Here is an 18,546-nt window from a genome sequence, read left to right as displayed (position 1 = left end):
ACAGTCGGCACCCACCCACGGATGTAGAGCCGAGCCATGCTCGGCTCAGTGCCAACCAAGGTTGACACCCACCTTACCTCGGCAGCAACGGCAGCAGCAGCGCGTGCGCGTCCACCAGGGATCCAACGATGCGGTGCCCCAGGGCACGCAGCTCTTCATCCGGATGCACCAGGTCAGGCACCTGGATCACGGTCATGCCGGCCGCCAGTGCCGCGCGCGTACCGGCCGGTGAATCCTCCAGCGCCAGGCAACGCCCGGGCACCTGCCCCAGCCGCTGCGCGGCCAGCAGGTAGATATCCGGCGCCGGCTTCGGCCGCGCCACGTCGCCACTGGTGATCACCACATCGAAATACGGCAGCAGGCCGGCAGCGGCCAGCTTGCGGTTGGCCCGCGGCTGCCGCGTGGTGGTGGCCACCGCCCGCGGTACCGCGTGCGCCTTCAGCAGCTCCAGCAGCTCCAGGATGCCCGGACGCAACGGCAGACCGGTCTGTGTGCGCGCTTCGTACAGTTCGTGGCAGCGTGCAGCGACCGCCTCGATCACGCTGTCCTCGATGCCCTGCGCGCGCAGCAACGCATGCGTATCGTGGTCGCCGAGGCCGACCATGCGCAGGAATACCGCTTCCTCCAGGCCCAGCCCGAATTCGTCGGCGGCCTCGCTCCAGCAGGCCAGCGAGACCCGCTCGCTGTCGATCATCAGGCCGTCCATGTCGAAGATGACGGCGTCGGGAAGGAACGGCAGCGCAGCGAAGGGGGTCATGGAGCGAACAACGTATCCAGGTCGGTGGAGGTGAGCTGCCGCCATTGCCCTTCGTCCAGCCCCTGCAGGTCCAGCCCGCCGACGCGGCTGCGGTGCAGGGCCTGCACGTGGTTGCCGGTGGCGGCGAACATGCGGCGTACCTGATGGTAGCGGCCTTCGTGCAGCACCAGCCGCGCACGGCGCGCATCCAGCACCTCCAGTTCAGCCGGCAGCAGGGGCGTCTTCTCGGACTCAAGCATCAGCGTGCCGCTGGCGAACAGCGCTGCCTCGTCGCCGCGCAGGTCCTCGCTCAACTCGACCTCATAGACTTTCGGCAGCTTCGACTTCGGCGAGATGATCCGGTGCAGCAGGCCACCATCGTCGGTCAGCAACAGCAGGCCACTGGTCTCGCGGTCGAGGCGGCCGACCGTGGACAGCACCGGATCACGGTCGCGGAAGCGCGGCGGCAGCAGGTCGTAGATCAGGCGGCCGATGTCCTTGGTCGAGCAGGTGTAGCCGGCCGGCTTGTGCAGCGCGATCGACAGGCCCACCGGCGGGTCCAGCGGCTCGCCATCAACCCGGATCGCCTCATGCGGCACCTGGTCGTCGGCATACAGCACCTCGCCGTCGGCGTCGGTGATGCGGCCTTCGCGGAACATCCACTGCACCTGCTTGCGGCTGCCATAGCCCAGGTTGGCGATGTGCTTGACCAGCTTCACTTGCCCTTCCCCTTCACTGCTTCAACCAGCTTGAAGCCGTCGCGCTCGGCGACCACGCGCACCGCGCCGAAGCTCTCGTTGAGCGTGTACTCATACGGCAGGTGGCGATTGGCCACCACGTACAGGCGTCCGCCCGGGCGCAGCGCCTGCGCGGCCACGGCGATGAAGCGCTGGCCGATGTCCGGGCGATCGGCGCGCGACGGCGTGTGGAACGGCGGGTTGCTGATGATGACGTCGTAGCCCGGCTCGATGCCGGCGGTGACGTCGCGCCACAGGAAGCGCAGCGGCAGCGGGCGCGGCGGCGGCGCCAGGTTCAGCTCGGCCAGCGCCAGTGCGCGTTGCTCGGCTTCGTACAGGTCCAGCGCGGTGATCTTCGGGCAGCGTTCCAGAAGTTCGCGCGACAGATAGCCGTAGCCGGCGCCGAGGTCGGCGGCGCGTCCGGCCAGGTCGGCCGGCAGGTGCTCGGCCAGCAGCGCCGACGCCGGATCGATGCGATCCCAGGCGAACACGCCCGGGCGGCTGAGGTAGCGACCGCCCACGATCGGGCGCACCGCATCCAGCGCCGACCAGCGCTTGGCCAGGTCAGCGTCGTGCTGGCCCTGCAGCGGGGCGGTCCAGTACACGCGGCAGTGGTTCTTGGTCAGGCAGCCACCGAGGCCGGCCAACTGCTTGAGGTCGCCCTCGCCCGAACGCGCACCTTCGTTGTTGGACTGGCAGGCAACGATGCGGCCGCCATCGGCGACCAGCGCCAGCGCACGGGCGAACAGCGCACGGGCTTCTTCGCGCTGGCGCGGCGGCAGCACCAGTACCAGCGGATAGCGGCCCTTGCCGGCCGCGTCATCCAGCTGGCCGCTGACGGTCCAGCCGGCAGCCTGCTGCAGCGGTTGCGCGAACGGGGCGAAGCTCTGTTCGCAGTGCACCTCGCGGTTGCCGGCCGCTTCGCGCAATGGCCAGCCATCGCGGGCACGCAGGAAGGCCACCGGGCCCTCCGGCCAGCGCAGGGCGCCTTGGGAGAACGGCAGGAGCAGGGTCTGCAGGGGGGCGTCGTCGCTGGAGGCCATCGGCGCGGGTACTTCAAGCGTGAGGGCCGTCCATTGTACCGGCTTGGCCGGGCCGACCCCGGCGGCCCGCTTTGCGAAACCCGAACGGGGCCTTGATCCGCCAGAAACATTGAAACGTTCAGGGTAGAGGTTCCCCCCGGAAACCCAGGAGAACCTGCATGCGAGCCTTGTTCGTCGGTGGCGTGGTCGACAACAGTGAAATGGACCTGGAAGGCAGCCATCCGCCCGTGCACTACCCCGAGGACACCGGCGGCGGCCACTCGCGCTACCGGCTGCACCAGGTCGGTCATGGCGCCGACGGCAGCGTTGCCTACGCCGTCTATGGGGCACCGGACCTGGCCGATGACGAGGTGGCGAGGGTTGCAGAGGAGCGGGCGTACGCACGCCGATTCGAGGCGACGCCGACCCTGTTCGAGCATTGACACACCGGTAGCGCCCGAGCCCACGCTCGGGCGACGGCGCAGCCGAGCGTGGGCTCGGCTCTACATCCGATCAAGGCGCCTTGGGTGGCAGGCGGTTGATGCTGGCGATTTCATCCAGCCACACGTGGTGCTGCTGCACCGGCGTGTCGTAGTCATCCAGGCGCAACTGGCCGTTGCTGCCCTCGTCGCCGGCCTCGTTGCGGTATTGCTGCACGGTTGGCCTCACCGCCACCGTGCCGAGCAGGCGGCGGCCATCGTGCAGAATCAGTTCCACCTGCGTTTCGCCATCCAGCTGCGGCAGCAGGGCTTCCAGGCGCGCGATCTGCGCCGGATCGGTGTGGATACGTGGAGCTATACGGGACATCGGCGACCTCCTGACTGCAGGGTCGCCGATCGGCCGTGAATGTTCAGTGCAGCGCGCTGTCCGCGCGCGGCACCTGCACCTTGCGCACGGCAGCCACCAGCTGCGCCACCGAGTACGGCTTGGCGACGTGCTCCTGGAAGCCCGAGGCCAGCGCGCGGCGACGGTCGTCGGCACGCGCCAGTGCAGTCACCGCCACCGCAGGCAAGGTCGCCGCGTCCACGCCCATGTCCTCGCGCAAGGTGCGCACCAGGCCATAGCCATCCATGCCCGGCATGCCGATGTCGGTCAGCAGCACGTGGTACTGCAGGTGGCCGGTGTCGGCCAGCAATGCCAGCGCTTCGCCGGCCGAACTGGCCGCCGACACGCTGGCGCCCTGCTCTTCCAGCATGCGCCGCAGGTACTCCAGCACTTCCGGCTGGTCTTCCACCGCCAGCACATGCATGCCGCGCAGCGGATACGGCTCGACGATCACCGGCTCCAGGATCGGCCCGCTGATCACTTCACGCAACGGCCGCCGCTCGGCATCGGGAACATGCTGGGGCAGGCGCACGGTGAAGGTCGCGCCGTGGCCGTGGCCCTCGCTGGCGGCAGTGACCGTGCCACCATGCAGTTCGACCAGCTGCTGCACGATCGCAAGGCCCAGGCCCAGGCCGCCATGGCGACGGGTGGTGGTGCCGTCGGCCTGGCGGAAGCGGCTGAACAGATGATTGAGGAATTCGGGTGCGATGCCATCACCGCTGTCACGCACGGTGATCTCCCAGTAGTTGCCGTCGGCCCGCAGCTGCAGGTCGATGCGGCCTTCAGCCGGGGTGAACTTGATGGCGTTGGACAGCAGGTTCCAGAACACCTGCTGCAGGCGCGTGGCGTCGCCCAGCACCAGGCTGGGTTGCGCGGGCAGCTGCAGGTGCACGTCCAGCGCCTTGCCTTCGGCCACCAGTTCCTGCGCGCCGATCGCCTCACCCAGCACCGCGCACAGGTCCAGCACTTCCACCTCCAGCTGCACCTTGCCCAGCAGCATGCTGCTGAGGTCGAGCATGTCCGAGATCAGCCGCTTCTGCGCACCGGCGCTGTTGGCGATCACGTTCAGGCCCTTGTACAGCGGGCTGGTGTTGTCCACGCGCTGCAGCAGCAGTTCGCTCCAGCCGAGGATGGTGGTCAACGGCGTACGCAGCTCATGCGACAGCGTGGCCAGGAATTCATCCTTCAGCCGCGCCATGTTTTCCGCAGCACTGCGCGCGGCGCGCTCGGACTGCAGCAGTTCCTCGCGGGCCAGCTCGATCTCGCGGCGTTCGGTCACGTCCGGGCTGCTGCCGGCCAGGCCGATGAAACGGCCCATGCGCGAGAAGCGCGGGCGCGCGTTCATCTCCAGCCAGCGCCACTGGCCATCGGCGCGGCGTGCGCGCACCAGCGCATGCATCGAGCGCTGCGCTTTCAGTGCTTCCTGCAGTTCGTACTCGAAGACCGACGCGTCGTCCGGATGCACCAGGCCACGCCAGACGTCCTCCGGCACGCGCGTCTCGTCGCCACCGAAGAACTCGCTGAAGGCACTGTTGACGAAACGGGCATGGCCGCGCTCGTCCAGCACCCACACCGGCATCGGCAGGCCGTCGGCCAGCGCGCTGAAGCGGGCTTCGCTTTCGCCCAGCTCCACTTCCATCTGCTTGCGTGCGGTGATGTCGAAGAACAGGATGCCGACCTTGTCCTCGCCCGGCCGGCCCACGCGCACCGCATCCACCGCGAACGAGCGGCCCAGCGCACGCGCTTCCATCTCGAACTGGGCGGGGCGGCCGCTGCGTGCGACCTCGCCATAGATGCGGAACCAGTCCTGCTCATGGCCGGGCTCCAGCGCCGTCATGCGCTTTCCACGCGCATCCTTCAGCCCGGTGTGGCGCTCGAAGGCATCGTTGACCTCGATGAAGCGGTAGTCGACCGCGCGATCACCCTCGAACAGCACCTGGATCACGCAGAAACCCGCGTTGATGCGCTCAAGCACGCCACGATGCAGGTCAGGTTCGGGCGCCGGCACCATCATCGGTGGGCGCTCCACGAGGGGCGGCAGTGTGGACAAGGGTGTCTGTGCAGGCCAGGTTGGAGGCACAGCATCTTCCAAAGGGCGTATTCACAGCGTCAAGCGCCGTCAGTCATGGTTGACGTCGATGAATTGGCGGCAACCGCTCCTGCACACGAGGCACCCGGCCATTGCCGATACCGGGAAGCAGGATCACACTCGATCCGAGATCAACATCGCCCCCATCGAGGGGACGCAGGAGACCGTGATGAAACGCTCACTCGCGATTGCCCTGTTGGCAGGCGCCCTGGCGGCGGGCGGCGCCAGCGCGGCACCGCGCACCGTGACCGACCCGGAAGCTCCCCGCGCATTGCAGGCCGATGGCCCGGTCAGCGTGAAGTGGGACGATCCGGCCAAGTTCACCGAGATCCGCCAGAGTACCAACCGCTTCGAAGCCGAGCGTGGCGACTGGGTGCAGCAGCTGGCACGCTACCTGCAGACCGCTGCCGCGAAACCGCTGCAACCGGGACAGACGCTTGATGTGACCCTGGTCGACATCAAGCGCGCCGGTGACTACGAGCCGTGGCACGGCCCGCGCGGCCGCGACATCCGGATCATGCGCGACATCTACCCGCCGCGGATCAGCCTGCAGTACACGCTGAAGGACGCCAGCGGCCGCATCGTCAGCGAGGGCGACGCGCGCCTGAGCGATACCGGCTACCTGCACAACATCGGCCTGAAGAGCGACAGCGATCCACTGCGCTACGAGAAGCGCCTGATCGACGACTGGGTGAAGCGGCAGCTGACAGCGCAGGCCACCGCAGCACGGTAGGTCCATCGGTAAGTGTCGACCTTGGTCGACACGCATTCACAGCGCCAACCAAGATAGGCTGCTGCTGAAGCCGAGCATGGGCTGGGCTCTACACGTACACCTTCGCCACGCGCTTGACCGCGCACGGCAGCTGGTAGGCACTCACGCCACAGCGCGGCGCCAGCTCCGACAGCGTCGGCGCGGAGCCCCACAGCTCCACCACGCTGCCGATGCCGGCCTGCGGATGCGCGGTCAGGTCCACCGTCAGCATGTCCATCGACACGCGCCCGATCAGCGCACCGGGCTGGCCGTCGATCAGCACCGGGGTCCCATTCGGTGCAAACTGCGGATAACCGTCGGCATAGCCGAGTGCAACCACGCCTACGCGGGTGCGCGCCTTGGCCACGAAGCGCGCGCCATACCCCACCGGTTCACCGGCTTCGATCCAGCGCTCGGCGATCACCTTGGACTGCATCGTCATCACCGGGCGCAGTCGCTCGGTCAACACGGTGTTGTCCGGCAGCGGGTTGGCGCCGTACAGCATCAGGCCCGGGCGCACCCAATCGCTGCGCACCTCCGGCCAGCCCAGCAGTGCGGGCGAGTTGCACACGCTGGTCTCGCCCTCCAACCCGCCAATGGCGCGCGCGAAGGTCGCCGCCTGTTCGCGGGTGCGTTCGCTGTCCAGCTCATCGGCGCGCGCAAGGTGGGTCATCAGCACGATGCGCTCGACCTGCGGCAGCGCCGACAGGCGCGCGTGCGCCGCGCGGAAGCTGTCCGCGTCCAGGCCGAGGCGATGCATGCCGCTGTCCAGCTTCAGCCACACCGTCAACGGGCACGGGCTGTCGAACGCCGCCAATGCCTCCACTTGCCACGGCGAACCGACGGCGAACCAGAAGTCATGCTCGGCCACCAGCGCCATGTCGCTGGGCTCGAAGATGCCTTCCAGCAGCAGGATCGGCGCACGGATGCCGGCCTGGCGCAGCTCCAGTGCCTCTTCGATGGTGGCCACGCCGAATCCATCGGCCTCGCCTTCCAGCGCCTGCGCACAGCGCACCGCGCCATGCCCATAGGCATCGGCCTTGATGATCGCCAGCGCCTTGCCCCCGCCCAGTTCACGGGCGAGGCGGTAGTTGCTGCGCAGGGCGCCCAGATCGATCAGCGCGCGGGCAGGACGCATGTGCGGTTCTCGTGTTGCGGCGCGTGACCGTACTGGCCGTAGCGGAAAATATCCAGGCCTTCGGTGCTGATCTGCGGCTGTCGCGCGCTCATCAGGTCGGCAAGGTAGCGGCCTGAGCCGCAGGCCATGGTCCAGCCCAGCGTGCCGTGTCCGGTGTTGAGGTACAGGTTGCGGAACGGCGTGGCGCCGATCACCGGCGTACCGTCCGGCGTAGCCGGACGCAGGCCGGTCCAGAACTGCGCGCGCGACAGGTCGCCGCCCTTCGGATAGAGATCCCTGACCACCAGTTCCAGGGTCTCGCGGCGGCGCTGCGACAGCGACAGGTCGAAGCCGGCCACTTCGGCCATGCCACCGACACGGATGCGGTCGTCGAAGCGGGTCACCGCCACCTTGTAGCTCTCATCGAGGATGGTCGAGGTCGGCGCCATCGCCGGGTCGGTGATCGGCAGGGTCAGCGAATAGCCCTTCAGCGGGTACACCGGCAGGCGCATGCCCAGCGGTGCGACCAGCGCTGGCGAGTAGCTGCCAAGCGCGACCACGAAGCGGTCGGCGGTTTCCAGCTTGCCGTCGATGCGCACGCCGGTGATGCGGTCGCCATCGAATTCCAGGCCGGTGATGTCCTGGTCGAAGCGGAATTCAACGCCGGCATCCACGCACATCTGCGCCAGGCGGCGGGTGAACAGCTGGCAGTCGCCGGTCTGGTCACGCGGCAGGCGCAGCGCGCCGACCAGGCCATCGACGTGGGCCAGGGCCGGTTCGGCCTGGACGATGCCGGCGCGGTCCAGCACCTCGTACGGCACGCCGTACTGGGCCAGGATCTCGATGTCCTGCGCCGAGGCATCCAGCTGCTGCTGGGTGCGGAACAACTGGGTGGTGCCCAGGTCGCGGCCTTCGAATTCGATGCCGATCTGCGCGCGCAGCTCGTTCAGGCAGTCGCGGCTGTACTCGGACATGCGCACCATGCGCGCCTTGTTGATCGCATAACGCTCGTGGGTACAGTTGCGCAGCATCTGCCACAGCCAGCGGTACTGGGCCAGGTCCATGCCCGGCCTGATCGCCAGCGGCGCGTGCTTCTCGAACAGCCAGCCGATCGCCTTCTTCGGCACGCCCGGCGCCGCCCACGGCGAGGTATAGCCAAATGACAGCTGGCCGGCATTGGCGAAGCTGGTCTCCAGCGCCGGGCCGGGCTGGCGGTCGATGACCGTGACTTCAAACCCGGCCTGTCGCAGGTACCAGGCACTGGTAGTGCCGATCACGCCGCTGCCGAGAACTAGGACTCGCATGGGACTTCTCCAACCCGATCATTCCCTGCACTGGAGCGTGCCGGGGCCATAATTGGGGAAGTATAGACAGGCAATACCAGTTGATTTGCCTGAATTGAAATCCACCGGCAGGATGTTCTCCTGCAATTCATTCCCCGAGGTTGACGGCCATGGCCACCCGTACCCGCGAACTGGACAAGATCGACCGCAAGATCCTGCGCATCCTGCAGGCCGAAGGCCGCATTTCCTTCACCGAGCTGGGCGAGCGGGTCGGCCTGTCGACCACCCCGTGCACCGAGCGCGTGCGCCGGCTCGAGCGCGAAGGGGTGATCACCGGCTATCACGCCCACCTCGACCCGGCCGCAGTGAAGGCCAGCCTGCTGGTATTCGTGGAGATCAGCCTGGCCTACAAGTCCGGCGACATCTTCGAGGAATTCCGCCGCGCCGCGCTGAAGCTGCCCAACGTGCTGGAGTGCCACCTGGTGTCGGGCGACTTCGATTACCTGCTGAAAGCACGGATCAGTGAAATGGCCTCCTACCGCAAGCTGCTCGGCAGCACGTTGCTGACACTGCCGCATGTACGTGAGTCGAAGAGCTACATCGTGATGGAAGAGGTGAAGGAGACGCTGAGCCTGCCGATTCCGGATTGAGGCCGCCTGTGGGTTGGGGTCAGATCCCGCAACGCGGGCTCTGACCCCGGATCCGTCAGCGCTGCTGCGGATGCTTCTGCGAGCGCTGTTCCTGCTGCTTGCCGCCCTTGTGCGGCGGCTGCGGCTCCATCTGCTGTTGCTGTTGCTGCTGCGGGTTACGGCCCTGCGGTTCCTTGCCGGGATGACGGTTCTGCTGGTTTTTCATGGTCGCGATCCAGTGGAAGGACATGCGGCGGCGGAATGCCGGCGCAGGACCACGGTGGTCCCGCAACGGTTAATCGCAGGCGAAAAAGCAGTGATCGGCTGGATGCTGTTTTCGTGCGTTCAGCCCGCTCAACGTCAGCTAGCAGCCAACCTTGGTGGCACCCGGACTCAGCGCTTGATCTGCTGCCCATCGCCGGCCGGCACGCTGTCGTAATAGCGGCCGGTGCGCGAATCGAACACGCGGTTCGGGCCAGCCGGGCGCACGCCAGGAACGATGCGGCCATTGCGGTCATAGACCTTGTCGGCCGGCTTCGGCACCGGCGCCGGCGCGACCCTGGCCGGACCGGTGGACTTGATCGGCTGCGCCGGTTGCGGCGACGGCAGCACCTGCGGTTGCGGGCGAGCGGCCTGTGCCGGTGGTGCCACGGGCTGCGGCGCCACGGTGGTCGCGCTGCGGGTCGCAGTCGGGTCGGCGGTCGGTACCTGCGCCAGCGCCACGAGGGGCAACAGGGCCAGCAGCAGGGGAAGGATCGGTTTCATGGCACGCTCCGGCGTGGATCGCGTTCACCTTGCGCCTTCGCCTGTGTGCCGCCCATGAACGGCCATCACACTTGCAAGGTTGCGCTTTCACCCCCACGTTTTCCGCCATCCCCAGGCCATCGACCCCACGGAGCGCCGCCATGACCGCCTTCGACCTGACGCCCCCCACTGCCACCCAGACCGAGGCGCTGATCGCCGGCCTCAGCAGCGAAGAACGCCGCGTGCTGTTGCAGCATGGCACCGAGGCACCGTTCTGCGGCGTGTTCCTCGACAACAAGCGCGAGGGCGTCTACTGCTGCCGGCTGTGTGCGCTGCCGCTGTTCCGCTCCAGCACCAAGTTCGACTCCGGCACCGGCTGGCCCAGCTTCTTCGCCCCGTTCGACCCGGCGCACGTGCGCGAGATCCGCGACACGAGCCACGGCATGGTGCGCACCGAGATCACCTGCGCGCGCTGCGGCAGCCACCTGGGCCACGTGTTCCCGGACGGTCCGCCGCCCACCTACGAGCGCCACTGCCTGAACTCCGTCTCACTTTCGTTCACCGCCAACGGCGAGCCCTGGCCCGATCCCTTGCAGCGCGGCGGTGCAGAAAGCGGCGTGGCGGGCTGAAACACCCCGCCGACCGATTTCACAGAATTCCCTCTTCAGAAAACCAGGCGACGGGCCGACAAGGAGATATCCCCTCTCCTTGCGTCGCCCCATGCTCATCATCGTTGGATTCCTGGTCGTCATCATCAGCGTGATCGGGGGCTACCTCGGTGCCCACGGCCGCCTGGGTGCCCTCTGGCAGCCCTATGAGCTGGTCATCATCGGCGGCGCCGCGCTCGGCGCCTTCCTGGTCGGTACCCCGGCCAAGACGGTCAAGCAGACCCTGCAGGCCATGGTGGGTGTGTTCAAGGGCCCGCGCTACAAGCAGCAGGACTACATCGATGTGCTCAGCCTGCTCTATGAACTGCTCAACAAGGCCCGCCGCGAAGGCTTCATGGCGTTGGAAGACCATGTCGAGCGCCCGGCCGAAAGCGCGCTGTTCGGCAACTACCCCAAGGTGCAGGCCGACCACCACCTGATCGACTTCATCACCGACTGCCTGCGCCTGATGATCGGCAGCAACATCGAGCCGCACGAGCTGGAGCCGCTGCTGGAACTGGAACTGGAAAAGCACCACGCCGAGGCCATGGCACCGTCGCAGGTGCTGACCAAGGTCGCTGACGGACTGCCCGGTTTCGGCATCGTCGCGGCGGTGCTGGGCATCGTCATCACCATGGGCTCGATCGGCGGCGACATCGTCGAGGTCGGTGGCCACGTGGCCGGTGCACTGGTCGGTACCTTCCTGGGCATCCTGCTCGGCTACGGCTTCGTCGGCCCGATGGCCGCCGCGATGGAGGCCCGCGCCGAGCAGGACAGCCGCATCTACGAATCGGTCAAGACTGCCCTGCTGGCCTGCCTGCGCGGTTACAACCCGAAGATCGCGCTGGAATTCGCCCGCAAGACGCTGCCGTCGAACGTGCGCCCGGCCTTCTCCGATTTCGAGCAGCACCTGAAGACGGTCAAGTAAGCCATGGCCGAGAACAAGCCCACAGTCATCGTCCGCCGGGTCAGGAAGGCCGGCCACGCCGCCCATCACGGAGGCTCGTGGAAGGTGGCCTATGCCGACTTCGTGACCGCGATGATGGCGTTCTTCCTGGTGCTGTGGCTGATGGCCACCACCAACAAGAACGACCGTGCGGCCATTTCCGAGTACTTCCGCAACCCCAGCCCGCTGAGCGGGCAGAACGCCACGCCGGCGCCCGGCATGGCCGGCCCGGGCGGCGCCAGCACCTCGATGATCAAGCTGGGCGGTGCCACCGACATCTCGCGCGGCAGCAGCAACGATCCCTTCCAGAACCAGAAGGAAGCGGTGCCGCAGCCGGTGGACCAGCAGCAGCGCGACAAGCAGCAGCTGGAAGCGCTGATGAAGGAACTGCAGGAAGCGATCAGCAGGAGCCAGGCCCTGGAACCGTTCAAGGACCAGCTGCTGCTGGACCTGACCCCGGAAGGCCTGCGCATCCAGATCGTGGACAAGCAGAACCGGCCGATGTTCGACCTCGGCAGCGCCACGCTGAAACCGTACACGCAGCAGATCCTGCACGAGCTGGCCGAGTACCTGAACCACGTGCCGAACCGGATCAGCCTGACCGGCCACACCGACATCACCGCCTATTCGGCTGCGCGTGGCTACGGCAACTGGGAACTGAGCGCCGATCGTGCCAATGCCGCCCGCCGCGCGCTGGTGGACGGCGGCCTGGAGGACAGCAAGATCACCCGCGTGGTCGGCCTGTCTTCATCGGTGCTGTTCGACAAGGCCGACCCGCAGAACCCGATCAACCGCCGCATCAGCATCGTGGTGATGACCCGGGCCGCCGAAGCGGCCGCCCTGGCCGGCGCCGGTCCGCAGATCGGGTTGTCGGCACCTACCGCTGACCCCGACGTGCAGGCCGCGCAGGGTGAGGCGCACTGAACCGGGATCAGATCCCTTTCCCCTGGAAAGGGATCTGACCCCACCTGCGTGCGGCCGCTACAATGGTGGTCTTTCCGTTTCCAGGTGACCCCACCCCATGTCCCAGTCCTCCAAGGCCAAGCGTGACAAGCGCAAGAAGCAGCAGGGCAAGCGCCCGTTCCTGCGCCTGAATGCCCAGCAGCAGGTGCAGAACCATGCCGTGCTGACCAACGAAGACGGCCAGGTGGTCGCCGCCATCGGCCTGCAGGGCCGCGAATGGCTGCTGGCCATCGGTGGCCAGACCATGGGCAACGCCGAGAACCCGGTGCCGATGCTGGCCATGCTCAAGCACCTGTCCAACGTGCAGGAAAAGGAAGGCCGCAAGGTCAACCTGGAGTATTCCGAGCTGCTGCAGAAGCTGCTGGACACCCTGGCCGCCGAATCCGGCCAGACCGCTGACGAGTACCTGGACAAGCTGGTGTCCGAGTTCGAGACCGTGGAAGCCGAAGAAGGCGAAGAAGCCGCTGAGGCCGCCGAAGGCGATGTGGTTGAAGCTGCTGCCGACGCCGAGGCTACCCCGGCCGCCGACAGCGACAGCAAGCCGCAGGCCTGAACCGGCCGCGGCGGTGACGGTCTACGTCGATGACGCGGTGCATCCCTGGCGCGGACAGCGCTGGGCGCACCTGATGGCCGACACCCTGGCCGAGCTGCACGCGATGGCGGCGCAGCTCGGCATCCCCCCGCGGGCCTTCCAGAACAAGGCCAGCGGTGCCCACTACGATGTCACGGCCGAGCTGCGCGCGCAGGCGATCGCGCTTGGCGCCCGGGCAATTTCCCGGCACACCGAGCGCGAGCTGGTCAAGGCGGTGATCGCCAACGCCCGGGCGCAGTACCGGCCGTAGGCTCGGCTGCCGTTTGCCTCCTGTAGAGCCGAGCCGATGCTCGGCTGCTCTTCGTGAAATGCCGCCGTGGCGGGTGCGGACCTTGGTCCGCACATCTGGCGCAGGGCATGCCAACCAAGGTTGGCATCCACTTGTAGGCGGGCTCCGCCCCCACCTGCCCGCTCAGAACGGGTCGCTGCCCAGCCGGATTTCCACGTTCAGCAGCGAGCACAGCGCCAGCATCGCGTCATCGTCGCGGGTCAGCGCCATCACCCCGGCAAAGCCATCACTGCCGGCATCCACGCTCCACAGCGTGTAGTTGTGCTCGCGCAGGCGGTCGAAGGCGGTGGCCATCAGCTGCACGCCGTCCAGGCCTTCGGCAAAGTCCTCGTCGTCCAGGTCGCCACCCCAGTCCAGCTGCAGATTGAAGCGCGCCGACAGCTCGTTGACCGCCGACTGCAGCGATTCCAGGTCGTCGCGCTCCACATCGAAACCGGACTGCCAGGCGATGGCGGTGAACAGCGCCGGCAGCCAATCACTGTCCGCTTCCAGCGGCTGCCCGTCCTCGGACAGGTGCTCGCGCCAGCGGTTGAACTGCTGCAGGGCCAATTCTTCGTCGCCCGGGTTGATCAGCACCAGCAGGTTCCAGACCCGCGCCTCGAATCCGTCCTCGTCGAAGTCGTGGATGTCTTCCTCGAAGTCAAAATAGTCGCTGTTGTCGGGCATGGCGGAACGTCCTCTGGGGCAGGCCGGCATTCTACGGTTTATCCTGTGCCGCTGAAGCCGGCCTTGGTGGCCGTCACTGTGAATGAAGATGAGCGATACCCCTCCCGACCACCTGGCGATCAACCCGGCCAGCCCCTTCCATGATGCACAGGCGCTGGAGCGCGGCGTCGGCGTGCGTTTCAACGACGTCGAGCGCGACAACGTCGAGGAATACTCGGTCAGCGAAGGCTGGATCCGCGTGCAGGCCGGCAAGGCCCGCGACCGCCGCGGCAACCCGATGACCATCAAGGTCAAGGGCAAGGTCGAGGTGTATTTCCTGGACCAGAAGCCGGAATAACCGGCACCGGCATGTAGAGCCGAGCCTGTGCTCGGCTGCTTTTCGTTCCGGGTTCATGACGCCTGAAGCAAGCGCAGCCGAGCACGGGCTCGGCTCTGCATGGCAGGGTGGAATCCGCGTCAGCGTCAGCAACGCCCGGTCCCAGGCGTCATTCGCGCTTGCGCGATTCCAGCAGGTCCAGGTTGCGGATCAGGCGCCGCGAGATCTCGTCGGAGATCACCCCGCGCCGGGTCAGCCGGAACAGTTCCTCGCGTTCGGCATTGAGGCCGGCGCTGCGCAGCTGGCGGTACCCCAGCTCCATCCGCCGCACCTTCTCCGGGTCCACGTCGGGCCCGTCGTTGTCCTTCTCCAGGTGCCGCTGGTACAGCAGGCTCACCCGCGAGGCAGCGTCGTTGTACAGCTGCACGTTCTCGGTATTCTGGTTCATCACCAGCTGCTGGCGCATGCGTTCGACCCCAGCCAGCGCGGCCTTGGACGACAGCCGGCGTGCCAGGTCCTCTTCCTTGCGCTCGCCCGAATCGGCTGGCAGCTGCAGGCCCTTCAGCAGCTGCGGCAGCGCCACGCTGGCGCCGACCAGCGAGAACAGGATCACCGCCGCGGCCAGGAAGATCACCAGGTCGCGCGCCGGGAACGCGCTGCCATCGGGCAGGAACAACGGCAGGGTCAGCACGCCGGCCAGGGTGATCGCGCCGCGCACGCCGGCCACCGAGGTCGCCACCACGATGCGCCAGTTCGGTGCCTCGCCGCGCTCCAGGCCTCGACGGCGTGCACGCAGCAGGTTCCAGCGCAGCGACAGCCATACCCACAGCAGGCGCAACAGGATCAGCGCCAGGTTGATCACCACCACGTACACCAGCAGCCACCATGCACTCTGGTGGCCGGACTCGTTCATGGTGGTGGTGGCGCGTTCGACGATGCCGGGCAGCTGCTCGCCCAGCAGCACGAACATGATGCCGTTGAAGCTGAACTGCAGCATGTTCCAGACGCCCGCGCGCTGTACGCGCATGCTGCCGGAGACACGGCCGGTCAGCTCGACGTAGCTCATCGCGATGCCGGCCGCCACGGCAGCGAGGATGCCCGAGGCATGGATTTCTTCGGCCAGCAGGTAGGCCGCGAACGGGATCAGCAGGTTGACCAGCATTGCCGCACCCGGTTCCTCGCCGAAGCGGCGCCACAGCCAGCGCTGGAACGTGGACACGCCGAGGGTAACCGCTACGCCCACCGCCAGGCCGGCCACCGCCACCCACAGGAAGGTCAGCGAGGCCGTGGCCAGCGAGAAGGAGCCGGTCATCACCGCCGCCACCGCGAAGCGGAAGCAGACCAGGCCGGACGCATCGTTGAGCAGCGACTCGCCTTCCAGGATGTGCATCAGTCGCTTGGGAATCGGTGCCTTGGAGGCGATCGCGCCGACCGCCACCGGGTCGGTCGGCGAGACGATGGCCGCCAGCGCAAAGCACACCGCCAGCGGCATCACCGGAATCATCCAGTGGATCAGCAGGCCGGCACCGATGACGGTGAACACCACCAGGCCGAACGCCAGTTCGAGGATCGCGCCCTTGTCGCGGAACAGGCCCTGCTTGGGAATGCGCCAGCCATCCAGGAACAGCAGCGGCGGCAGGAACAGCAGGAAGAACACTTCCGGCTCCAGCGCGTGGCCGCGGTTGAACACCCCGGCGATGACCGCGCCCAGGCCGATCTGCACCAGCGGCAGCGGCAACGAGAACGGGAGGACGCGAACCAGGTAGCCGCTGGCGACAACGGCCACCAGCATCGCCAGGACGACTTCAATGGTATGCATGCTTCTTCCAGGAAGCGGCGCGCGGGGAGGCTCGAAGGCCAGCGCCGGAAACCCGGAAAAAACTACCACATGCGGCCATGAGCGCGACGGCCGGGGCGGTCGCGCGTCAGCCCCGGCTCATGCCCCGTCGAAGCGGTACAGGTCCATGGCGAGGAAGCCGGCGTCGATGCCGGCATCGATGCGGCGTGCACCGAAGCCGTCCTCGCCGGCTGCGCCCATCGCGAAGAACAGCGGCAGCAGGTGCTCGTCGGTCGGGTGCGCGCGTTCGGCGAATGGCGCCCGCCGGCGGTAGTCGAACAGGGCCTGGCGATCATCGGCGGCCAGGCGCTGTTCCATCCATTCGATGAAGGGCCGCACGTACGGCGCTTCCTTGCCGTCCTGGTAGTCGCCCCAGTCGTGCAGGTTGTGGGTGATGCTGCCCGAGCCGACCAGCAGCACGCCCTGCTCTCGCAGTGGCGCCAGTGCGCGGCCCAGCGCGAACTGGTGCTCGGGGCCGAGCAGCGGCTGGATCGACAGCGGCACCACCGGGATGTCGGCCTGCGGGCGCAGCAGCCGCAGCGGCACCCACGCGCCATGGTCGAGGCCACGCTGCGGGTCGAGCGCCACCGGCAGGCCGGCGGCGGCGATGCGGCCGGCCACTTCTTCGGCCAGCGCCGGATCGCCCGGCGCCGGGTACTGCAGTTCGAACAGCGCGCGCGGGAAGCCGCCGAAGTCATGGATCGTCGGCGGCTGCGGATGCGCGCCGACCAGCGGCTGCCGACCCAGCCAGTGCGCCGAGGCCATCACGATGGCGCGCGGCGTCGGCAGGTCGCGCGCCAGCTCGGCCAGTCGCACGCCGACCTGGCCCGGATGCAGGGCGGTCATCGGCGAGCCGTGGGAGATGTACAACGAAGGCAGGCGGGACATGGAATGCTCCAGTTGCAGGATCAGGCGGCGATCAGCGCGAACGCAGGGTCCACTTGCCGTCGCCGACCAGGAACAGCACCACCAGCGCCAGCGACCAGAACGCCGGGTATTCCCAGCCGCCGCCGGCATTGGCGAAACCGAAGCCGTTGGCGCCGTGCACGGTGACGATGGTGCCCAGCAGCAGCGGCACGCCGGCCAGGCCCACCCAGCGCGCGTAGACGCCCAGCAGCAGCGCGACGGCGATCACCAGCTCGACGCCGATGGTGAGATAGCCGAGCACGCCGGGCAGCCCCAGCGACTCGAAGAACGCCGCCGTGCCCGCCGGCGTGAACAGCAGCAGCTTGGTCAGCGCGTGGACCAGGAACAGCACGCCCAGGGCCAGGCGCAGCAGGGCGGCCCCGTACGGGGCCAGCGGCGAGACAGGAGCGGTCGTGGTGTGCATGGCAAAGCACCTTGAAGGGAGTGGAGACAGGTTATTGCGCCTTCAGGGGCCGATAAATACGATCGCTTGACCGTATTTGTTTCAGAAGGCGCAACAATGGACACCCTCGAGGCGATGCGCGTGTTCGTGGCGGTGGTCGAGCGCAACGGCTTCAGTGCCGCAGCCCAGGCCCTGGACATGTCGACCGCCGGCGTCACCCGCCAGGTCGCGGCACTGGAAAAGCGCCTGTCCACCCGCCTGCTCCACCGCACTACGCGGCGGGTCAGCCCCACCAGCACCGGCGCCGCCTATTACGCCCAGTGCGTGCGCCTGCTGGCCGAGTTCGACGCACTGGAAGCCAGCATCGGCGCGCAGGCGCTGGAACCCTCGGGCACGCTGCGCATCAACGCACCGGTCAGCTGGGGCATCGCCCGCCTTGGCCCGTTGCTGGCCAGCTACCGCGAGCGCTTCCCGCAGGTGGAACTGGACCTGGCCCTGTCCGACCGCCTGGTGGACATGGTCGAGGAAGGCTACGACGTGGCCATCCGCATCACCCGCGAGCCGAGCCCGGCGCTGATCGCGCGCCGGCTGGGCGAAGCGCGGGTGAGCCTGTGCGCGGCGCCGTCCTACCTGGCTGCACGCGGCACCCCGCAGAGCCCGCAGGACCTGCAGGATCACGCGTGCCTGAGCTACAGCTACTGGGCCGCTGGCGACCAGTGGCCGCTGCAGGGACCCGGCGGTGAAGTGAGGGTGGCGGTGAACAGCCTGCTGCACGCGAACAACGGCGACGTGCTGCGCGAAGCGGCGATCGCCGGCATGGGTGTGATCCTGCAGCCGGATTTCCTGCTGGAAGACGCGCTGGCCGATGGCCGCCTGGTGCGCGTGCTACCGGAATGGGAGGCCTCGCCGATCGGCATCTTCGCGGTGTATGCCAGCCGTAGCCACCTGGCGCCGAAGGTGCGCAGCTTCATCGACCACCTGGTGGAAACCGGGGTGTAGCCGAATCGGGTGCCTGCCGGCCAGCGGCCGGCACTACCGTCATGCTTCG

General features: G+C 67.8%; 23 protein-coding genes. 10 read left to right on the top strand and 13 right to left on the bottom strand.

Features of this window, described 5'->3' with window-relative positions; translation table 11 throughout:
* Window positions 1-73: 73 nt before the first annotated feature.
* From ACMGRF_RS00580 to ACMGRF_RS00570, 3 genes are read right to left on the bottom strand one after another with little or no spacing between them, the layout of a single operon-like run.
* A complete protein-coding gene (locus tag ACMGRF_RS00580; protein ID WP_134709430.1) occupies window positions 74-757 on the bottom strand; it encodes an HAD family hydrolase in 684 nt (227 codons plus the stop codon).
* Window positions 754-1,455 (bottom strand): pseudouridine synthase, encoded by a 702-nt coding sequence (locus ACMGRF_RS00575; protein ID WP_262223511.1) that lies wholly within the window; start codon window positions 1,453-1,455, stop codon window positions 754-756. Before ACMGRF_RS00575 ends, ACMGRF_RS00580 begins: the two co-directional genes overlap by 4 nt.
* The gene (locus ACMGRF_RS00570) at window positions 1,452-2,516 is read right to left on the bottom strand and encodes a class I SAM-dependent methyltransferase (RefSeq protein WP_099486345.1); all 1,065 of its coding nucleotides are present in this window, start codon (window positions 2,514-2,516) and stop codon (window positions 1,452-1,454) included. The genes ACMGRF_RS00575 and ACMGRF_RS00570 overlap by 4 nt, the downstream gene beginning before the upstream one ends.
* Before the next feature lie 158 nt (window positions 2,517-2,674).
* Here ACMGRF_RS00570 and ACMGRF_RS00565 point away from each other — a divergent pair, with 158 nt between their 5' ends.
* Complete coding sequence (locus ACMGRF_RS00565) at window positions 2,675-2,938, top strand: hypothetical protein (protein ID WP_005407925.1); 264 nt, start codon at window positions 2,675-2,677, stop codon at window positions 2,936-2,938.
* A gap of 70 nt (window positions 2,939-3,008) precedes the next feature.
* Here ACMGRF_RS00565 and ACMGRF_RS00560 read toward each other — a convergent pair whose 3' ends face one another.
* Window positions 3,009-3,302: a DUF3247 family protein gene (locus ACMGRF_RS00560; protein WP_005415124.1), complete on the bottom strand. Its 294-nt coding sequence runs from the start codon at window positions 3,300-3,302 to the stop codon at window positions 3,009-3,011.
* A gap of 43 nt (window positions 3,303-3,345) precedes the next feature.
* Complete coding sequence (locus ACMGRF_RS00555; protein ID WP_049412744.1) at window positions 3,346-5,334, bottom strand: ATP-binding protein; 1,989 nt, start codon at window positions 5,332-5,334, stop codon at window positions 3,346-3,348.
* A gap of 244 nt (window positions 5,335-5,578) precedes the next feature.
* On the opposite strand from ACMGRF_RS00555, the gene ACMGRF_RS00550 reads away from it, so the two are divergent.
* Window positions 5,579-6,142, top strand: coding sequence for a DUF3016 domain-containing protein (locus ACMGRF_RS00550; protein ID WP_049412742.1), 564 nt, complete (start codon window positions 5,579-5,581; stop codon window positions 6,140-6,142).
* 88 nt (window positions 6,143-6,230) lie between these two features.
* On the opposite strand, the gene alr is transcribed toward ACMGRF_RS00550, so the two are convergent.
* On the bottom strand, window positions 6,231-7,298 hold the full coding sequence (gene alr / locus ACMGRF_RS00545; protein WP_134709429.1) for an alanine racemase: 1,068 nt from the start codon (window positions 7,296-7,298) through the stop codon (window positions 6,231-6,233).
* Window positions 7,277-8,581 (bottom strand): D-amino acid dehydrogenase, encoded by a 1,305-nt coding sequence (locus tag ACMGRF_RS00540; RefSeq protein WP_049412738.1) that lies wholly within the window; start codon window positions 8,579-8,581, stop codon window positions 7,277-7,279. Before ACMGRF_RS00540 ends, alr begins: the two co-directional genes overlap by 22 nt.
* A gap of 149 nt (window positions 8,582-8,730) precedes the next feature.
* On the opposite strand from ACMGRF_RS00540, the gene ACMGRF_RS00535 reads away from it, so the two are divergent.
* A complete protein-coding gene (locus tag ACMGRF_RS00535; RefSeq protein WP_005407919.1) occupies window positions 8,731-9,210 on the top strand; it encodes a winged helix-turn-helix transcriptional regulator in 480 nt (159 codons plus the stop codon).
* 55 nt (window positions 9,211-9,265) lie between these two features.
* Here ACMGRF_RS00535 and ACMGRF_RS00530 read toward each other — a convergent pair whose 3' ends face one another.
* Window positions 9,266-9,439, bottom strand: a complete 174-nt coding sequence (locus ACMGRF_RS00530) for a hypothetical protein (protein ID WP_049440114.1) — start codon at window positions 9,437-9,439, stop codon at window positions 9,266-9,268.
* A 143-nt stretch (window positions 9,440-9,582) separates the two neighbouring features.
* On the bottom strand, window positions 9,583-9,954 hold the full coding sequence (locus ACMGRF_RS00525; RefSeq protein WP_414485541.1) for a classical arabinogalactan protein 4: 372 nt from the start codon (window positions 9,952-9,954) through the stop codon (window positions 9,583-9,585).
* A gap of 140 nt (window positions 9,955-10,094) precedes the next feature.
* On the opposite strand from ACMGRF_RS00525, the gene msrB reads away from it, so the two are divergent.
* The 5 genes from msrB to ACMGRF_RS00500 all read left to right on the top strand — a co-directional run bounded on the left by msrB (window position 10,095) and on the right by ACMGRF_RS00500 (window position 13,331).
* Entirely contained in the window at window positions 10,095-10,562 is a 468-nt protein-coding gene (gene msrB / locus ACMGRF_RS00520) for a peptide-methionine (R)-S-oxide reductase MsrB (RefSeq protein WP_049440116.1), read from the top strand.
* A 91-nt stretch (window positions 10,563-10,653) separates the two neighbouring features.
* Window positions 10,654-11,508, top strand: coding sequence for a flagellar motor stator protein MotA (motA, locus tag ACMGRF_RS00515; RefSeq protein WP_005407915.1), 855 nt, complete (start codon window positions 10,654-10,656; stop codon window positions 11,506-11,508).
* A gap of 3 nt (window positions 11,509-11,511) precedes the next feature.
* The gene (motB, locus tag ACMGRF_RS00510) at window positions 11,512-12,450 is read left to right on the top strand and encodes a flagellar motor protein MotB (RefSeq protein WP_414485540.1); all 939 of its coding nucleotides are present in this window, start codon (window positions 11,512-11,514) and stop codon (window positions 12,448-12,450) included.
* Window positions 12,451-12,547: 97 nt separating this feature from the next.
* Window positions 12,548-13,042, top strand: coding sequence for a hypothetical protein (locus tag ACMGRF_RS00505; protein ID WP_049440119.1), 495 nt, complete (start codon window positions 12,548-12,550; stop codon window positions 13,040-13,042).
* A 13-nt stretch (window positions 13,043-13,055) separates the two neighbouring features.
* The gene (locus ACMGRF_RS00500) at window positions 13,056-13,331 is read left to right on the top strand and encodes a DUF4031 domain-containing protein (protein WP_049412728.1); all 276 of its coding nucleotides are present in this window, start codon (window positions 13,056-13,058) and stop codon (window positions 13,329-13,331) included.
* A gap of 162 nt (window positions 13,332-13,493) precedes the next feature.
* On the opposite strand, the gene ACMGRF_RS00495 is transcribed toward ACMGRF_RS00500, so the two are convergent.
* Complete coding sequence (locus tag ACMGRF_RS00495) at window positions 13,494-14,036, bottom strand: hypothetical protein (RefSeq protein WP_049412726.1); 543 nt, start codon at window positions 14,034-14,036, stop codon at window positions 13,494-13,496.
* Window positions 14,037-14,124: 88 nt separating this feature from the next.
* Between ACMGRF_RS00495 and ACMGRF_RS00490 the strand changes: the two genes are divergently transcribed.
* Window positions 14,125-14,373 carry a DUF3297 family protein gene (locus ACMGRF_RS00490; protein ID WP_005415112.1) on the top strand — a complete coding sequence of 83 codons (249 nt, stop codon included), beginning with the start codon at window positions 14,125-14,127 and terminating at the stop codon, window positions 14,371-14,373.
* 148 nt (window positions 14,374-14,521) lie between these two features.
* On the opposite strand, the gene ACMGRF_RS00485 is transcribed toward ACMGRF_RS00490, so the two are convergent.
* The 3 genes from ACMGRF_RS00485 to ACMGRF_RS00475 form a co-directional block, all read right to left on the bottom strand.
* The gene (locus ACMGRF_RS00485) at window positions 14,522-16,171 is read right to left on the bottom strand and encodes a Na+/H+ antiporter (RefSeq protein ID WP_005415111.1); all 1,650 of its coding nucleotides are present in this window, start codon (window positions 16,169-16,171) and stop codon (window positions 14,522-14,524) included.
* Window positions 16,172-16,288: 117 nt separating this feature from the next.
* Window positions 16,289-17,077 (bottom strand): dioxygenase, encoded by a 789-nt coding sequence (locus ACMGRF_RS00480; protein WP_049412723.1) that lies wholly within the window; start codon window positions 17,075-17,077, stop codon window positions 16,289-16,291.
* Window positions 17,078-17,108: 31 nt separating this feature from the next.
* Entirely contained in the window at window positions 17,109-17,519 is a 411-nt protein-coding gene (locus tag ACMGRF_RS00475) for a DoxX family protein (RefSeq protein ID WP_049412721.1), read from the bottom strand.
* Window positions 17,520-17,615: 96 nt separating this feature from the next.
* Between ACMGRF_RS00475 and ACMGRF_RS00470 the strand changes: the two genes are divergently transcribed.
* A complete protein-coding gene (locus tag ACMGRF_RS00470) occupies window positions 17,616-18,497 on the top strand; it encodes a LysR family transcriptional regulator (RefSeq protein ID WP_262223506.1) in 882 nt (293 codons plus the stop codon).
* The last annotated feature ends 49 nt before the right edge of the window (window positions 18,498-18,546 follow it).

It is taken from the genome of Stenotrophomonas sp. EMP41 (genome assembly GCF_047495535.1).
In the GTDB taxonomy this organism is placed as follows: Bacteria; Pseudomonadota; Gammaproteobacteria; order Xanthomonadales; family Xanthomonadaceae; genus Stenotrophomonas; species Stenotrophomonas sepilia.
Note: the sequence above shows the minus strand (reverse complement) of the source record. Positions and strands in the feature narration are given on the sequence as shown.

What these genes read in the sequence shown, in the direction of transcription:
- ACMGRF_RS00540 (WP_049412738.1), bottom strand. Translation starts at nt 8,581, where the DNA reads ATGCGAGTCCTAGTTCTCGGCAGCGGCGTGATCGGCACTACCAGTGCC.
- ACMGRF_RS00505 (WP_049440119.1), top strand. Translation starts at nt 12,548, where the DNA reads ATGTCCCAGTCCTCCAAGGCCAAGCGTGACAAGCGCAAGAAGCAGCAG.
- ACMGRF_RS00565 (WP_005407925.1), top strand. Translation starts at nt 2,675, where the DNA reads ATGCGAGCCTTGTTCGTCGGTGGCGTGGTCGACAACAGTGAAATGGAC.
- ACMGRF_RS00570 (WP_099486345.1), bottom strand. Translation starts at nt 2,516, where the DNA reads ATGGCCTCCAGCGACGACGCCCCCCTGCAGACCCTGCTCCTGCCGTTC.
- msrB (WP_049440116.1), top strand. Translation starts at nt 10,095, where the DNA reads ATGACCGCCTTCGACCTGACGCCCCCCACTGCCACCCAGACCGAGGCG.
- motB (WP_414485540.1), top strand. Translation starts at nt 11,512, where the DNA reads ATGGCCGAGAACAAGCCCACAGTCATCGTCCGCCGGGTCAGGAAGGCC.
- ACMGRF_RS00475 (WP_049412721.1), bottom strand. Translation starts at nt 17,519, where the DNA reads ATGCACACCACGACCGCTCCTGTCTCGCCGCTGGCCCCGTACGGGGCC.
- ACMGRF_RS00490 (WP_005415112.1), top strand. Translation starts at nt 14,125, where the DNA reads ATGAGCGATACCCCTCCCGACCACCTGGCGATCAACCCGGCCAGCCCC.
- ACMGRF_RS00480 (WP_049412723.1), bottom strand. Translation starts at nt 17,077, where the DNA reads ATGTCCCGCCTGCCTTCGTTGTACATCTCCCACGGCTCGCCGATGACC.
- ACMGRF_RS00560 (WP_005415124.1), bottom strand. Translation starts at nt 3,302, where the DNA reads ATGTCCCGTATAGCTCCACGTATCCACACCGATCCGGCGCAGATCGCG.
- ACMGRF_RS00485 (WP_005415111.1), bottom strand. Translation starts at nt 16,171, where the DNA reads ATGCATACCATTGAAGTCGTCCTGGCGATGCTGGTGGCCGTTGTCGCC.
- ACMGRF_RS00550 (WP_049412742.1), top strand. Translation starts at nt 5,579, where the DNA reads ATGAAACGCTCACTCGCGATTGCCCTGTTGGCAGGCGCCCTGGCGGCG.
- ACMGRF_RS00535 (WP_005407919.1), top strand. Translation starts at nt 8,731, where the DNA reads ATGGCCACCCGTACCCGCGAACTGGACAAGATCGACCGCAAGATCCTG.
- ACMGRF_RS00530 (WP_049440114.1), bottom strand. Translation starts at nt 9,439, where the DNA reads ATGTCCTTCCACTGGATCGCGACCATGAAAAACCAGCAGAACCGTCAT.
- ACMGRF_RS00470 (WP_262223506.1), top strand. Translation starts at nt 17,616, where the DNA reads ATGGACACCCTCGAGGCGATGCGCGTGTTCGTGGCGGTGGTCGAGCGC.
- motA (WP_005407915.1), top strand. Translation starts at nt 10,654, where the DNA reads ATGCTCATCATCGTTGGATTCCTGGTCGTCATCATCAGCGTGATCGGG.
- ACMGRF_RS00525 (WP_414485541.1), bottom strand. Translation starts at nt 9,954, where the DNA reads ATGAAACCGATCCTTCCCCTGCTGCTGGCCCTGTTGCCCCTCGTGGCG.
- ACMGRF_RS00555 (WP_049412744.1), bottom strand. Translation starts at nt 5,334, where the DNA reads ATGATGGTGCCGGCGCCCGAACCTGACCTGCATCGTGGCGTGCTTGAG.
- ACMGRF_RS00495 (WP_049412726.1), bottom strand. Translation starts at nt 14,036, where the DNA reads ATGCCCGACAACAGCGACTATTTTGACTTCGAGGAAGACATCCACGAC.
- ACMGRF_RS00580 (WP_134709430.1), bottom strand. Translation starts at nt 757, where the DNA reads ATGACCCCCTTCGCTGCGCTGCCGTTCCTTCCCGACGCCGTCATCTTC.
- alr (WP_134709429.1), bottom strand. Translation starts at nt 7,298, where the DNA reads ATGCGTCCTGCCCGCGCGCTGATCGATCTGGGCGCCCTGCGCAGCAAC.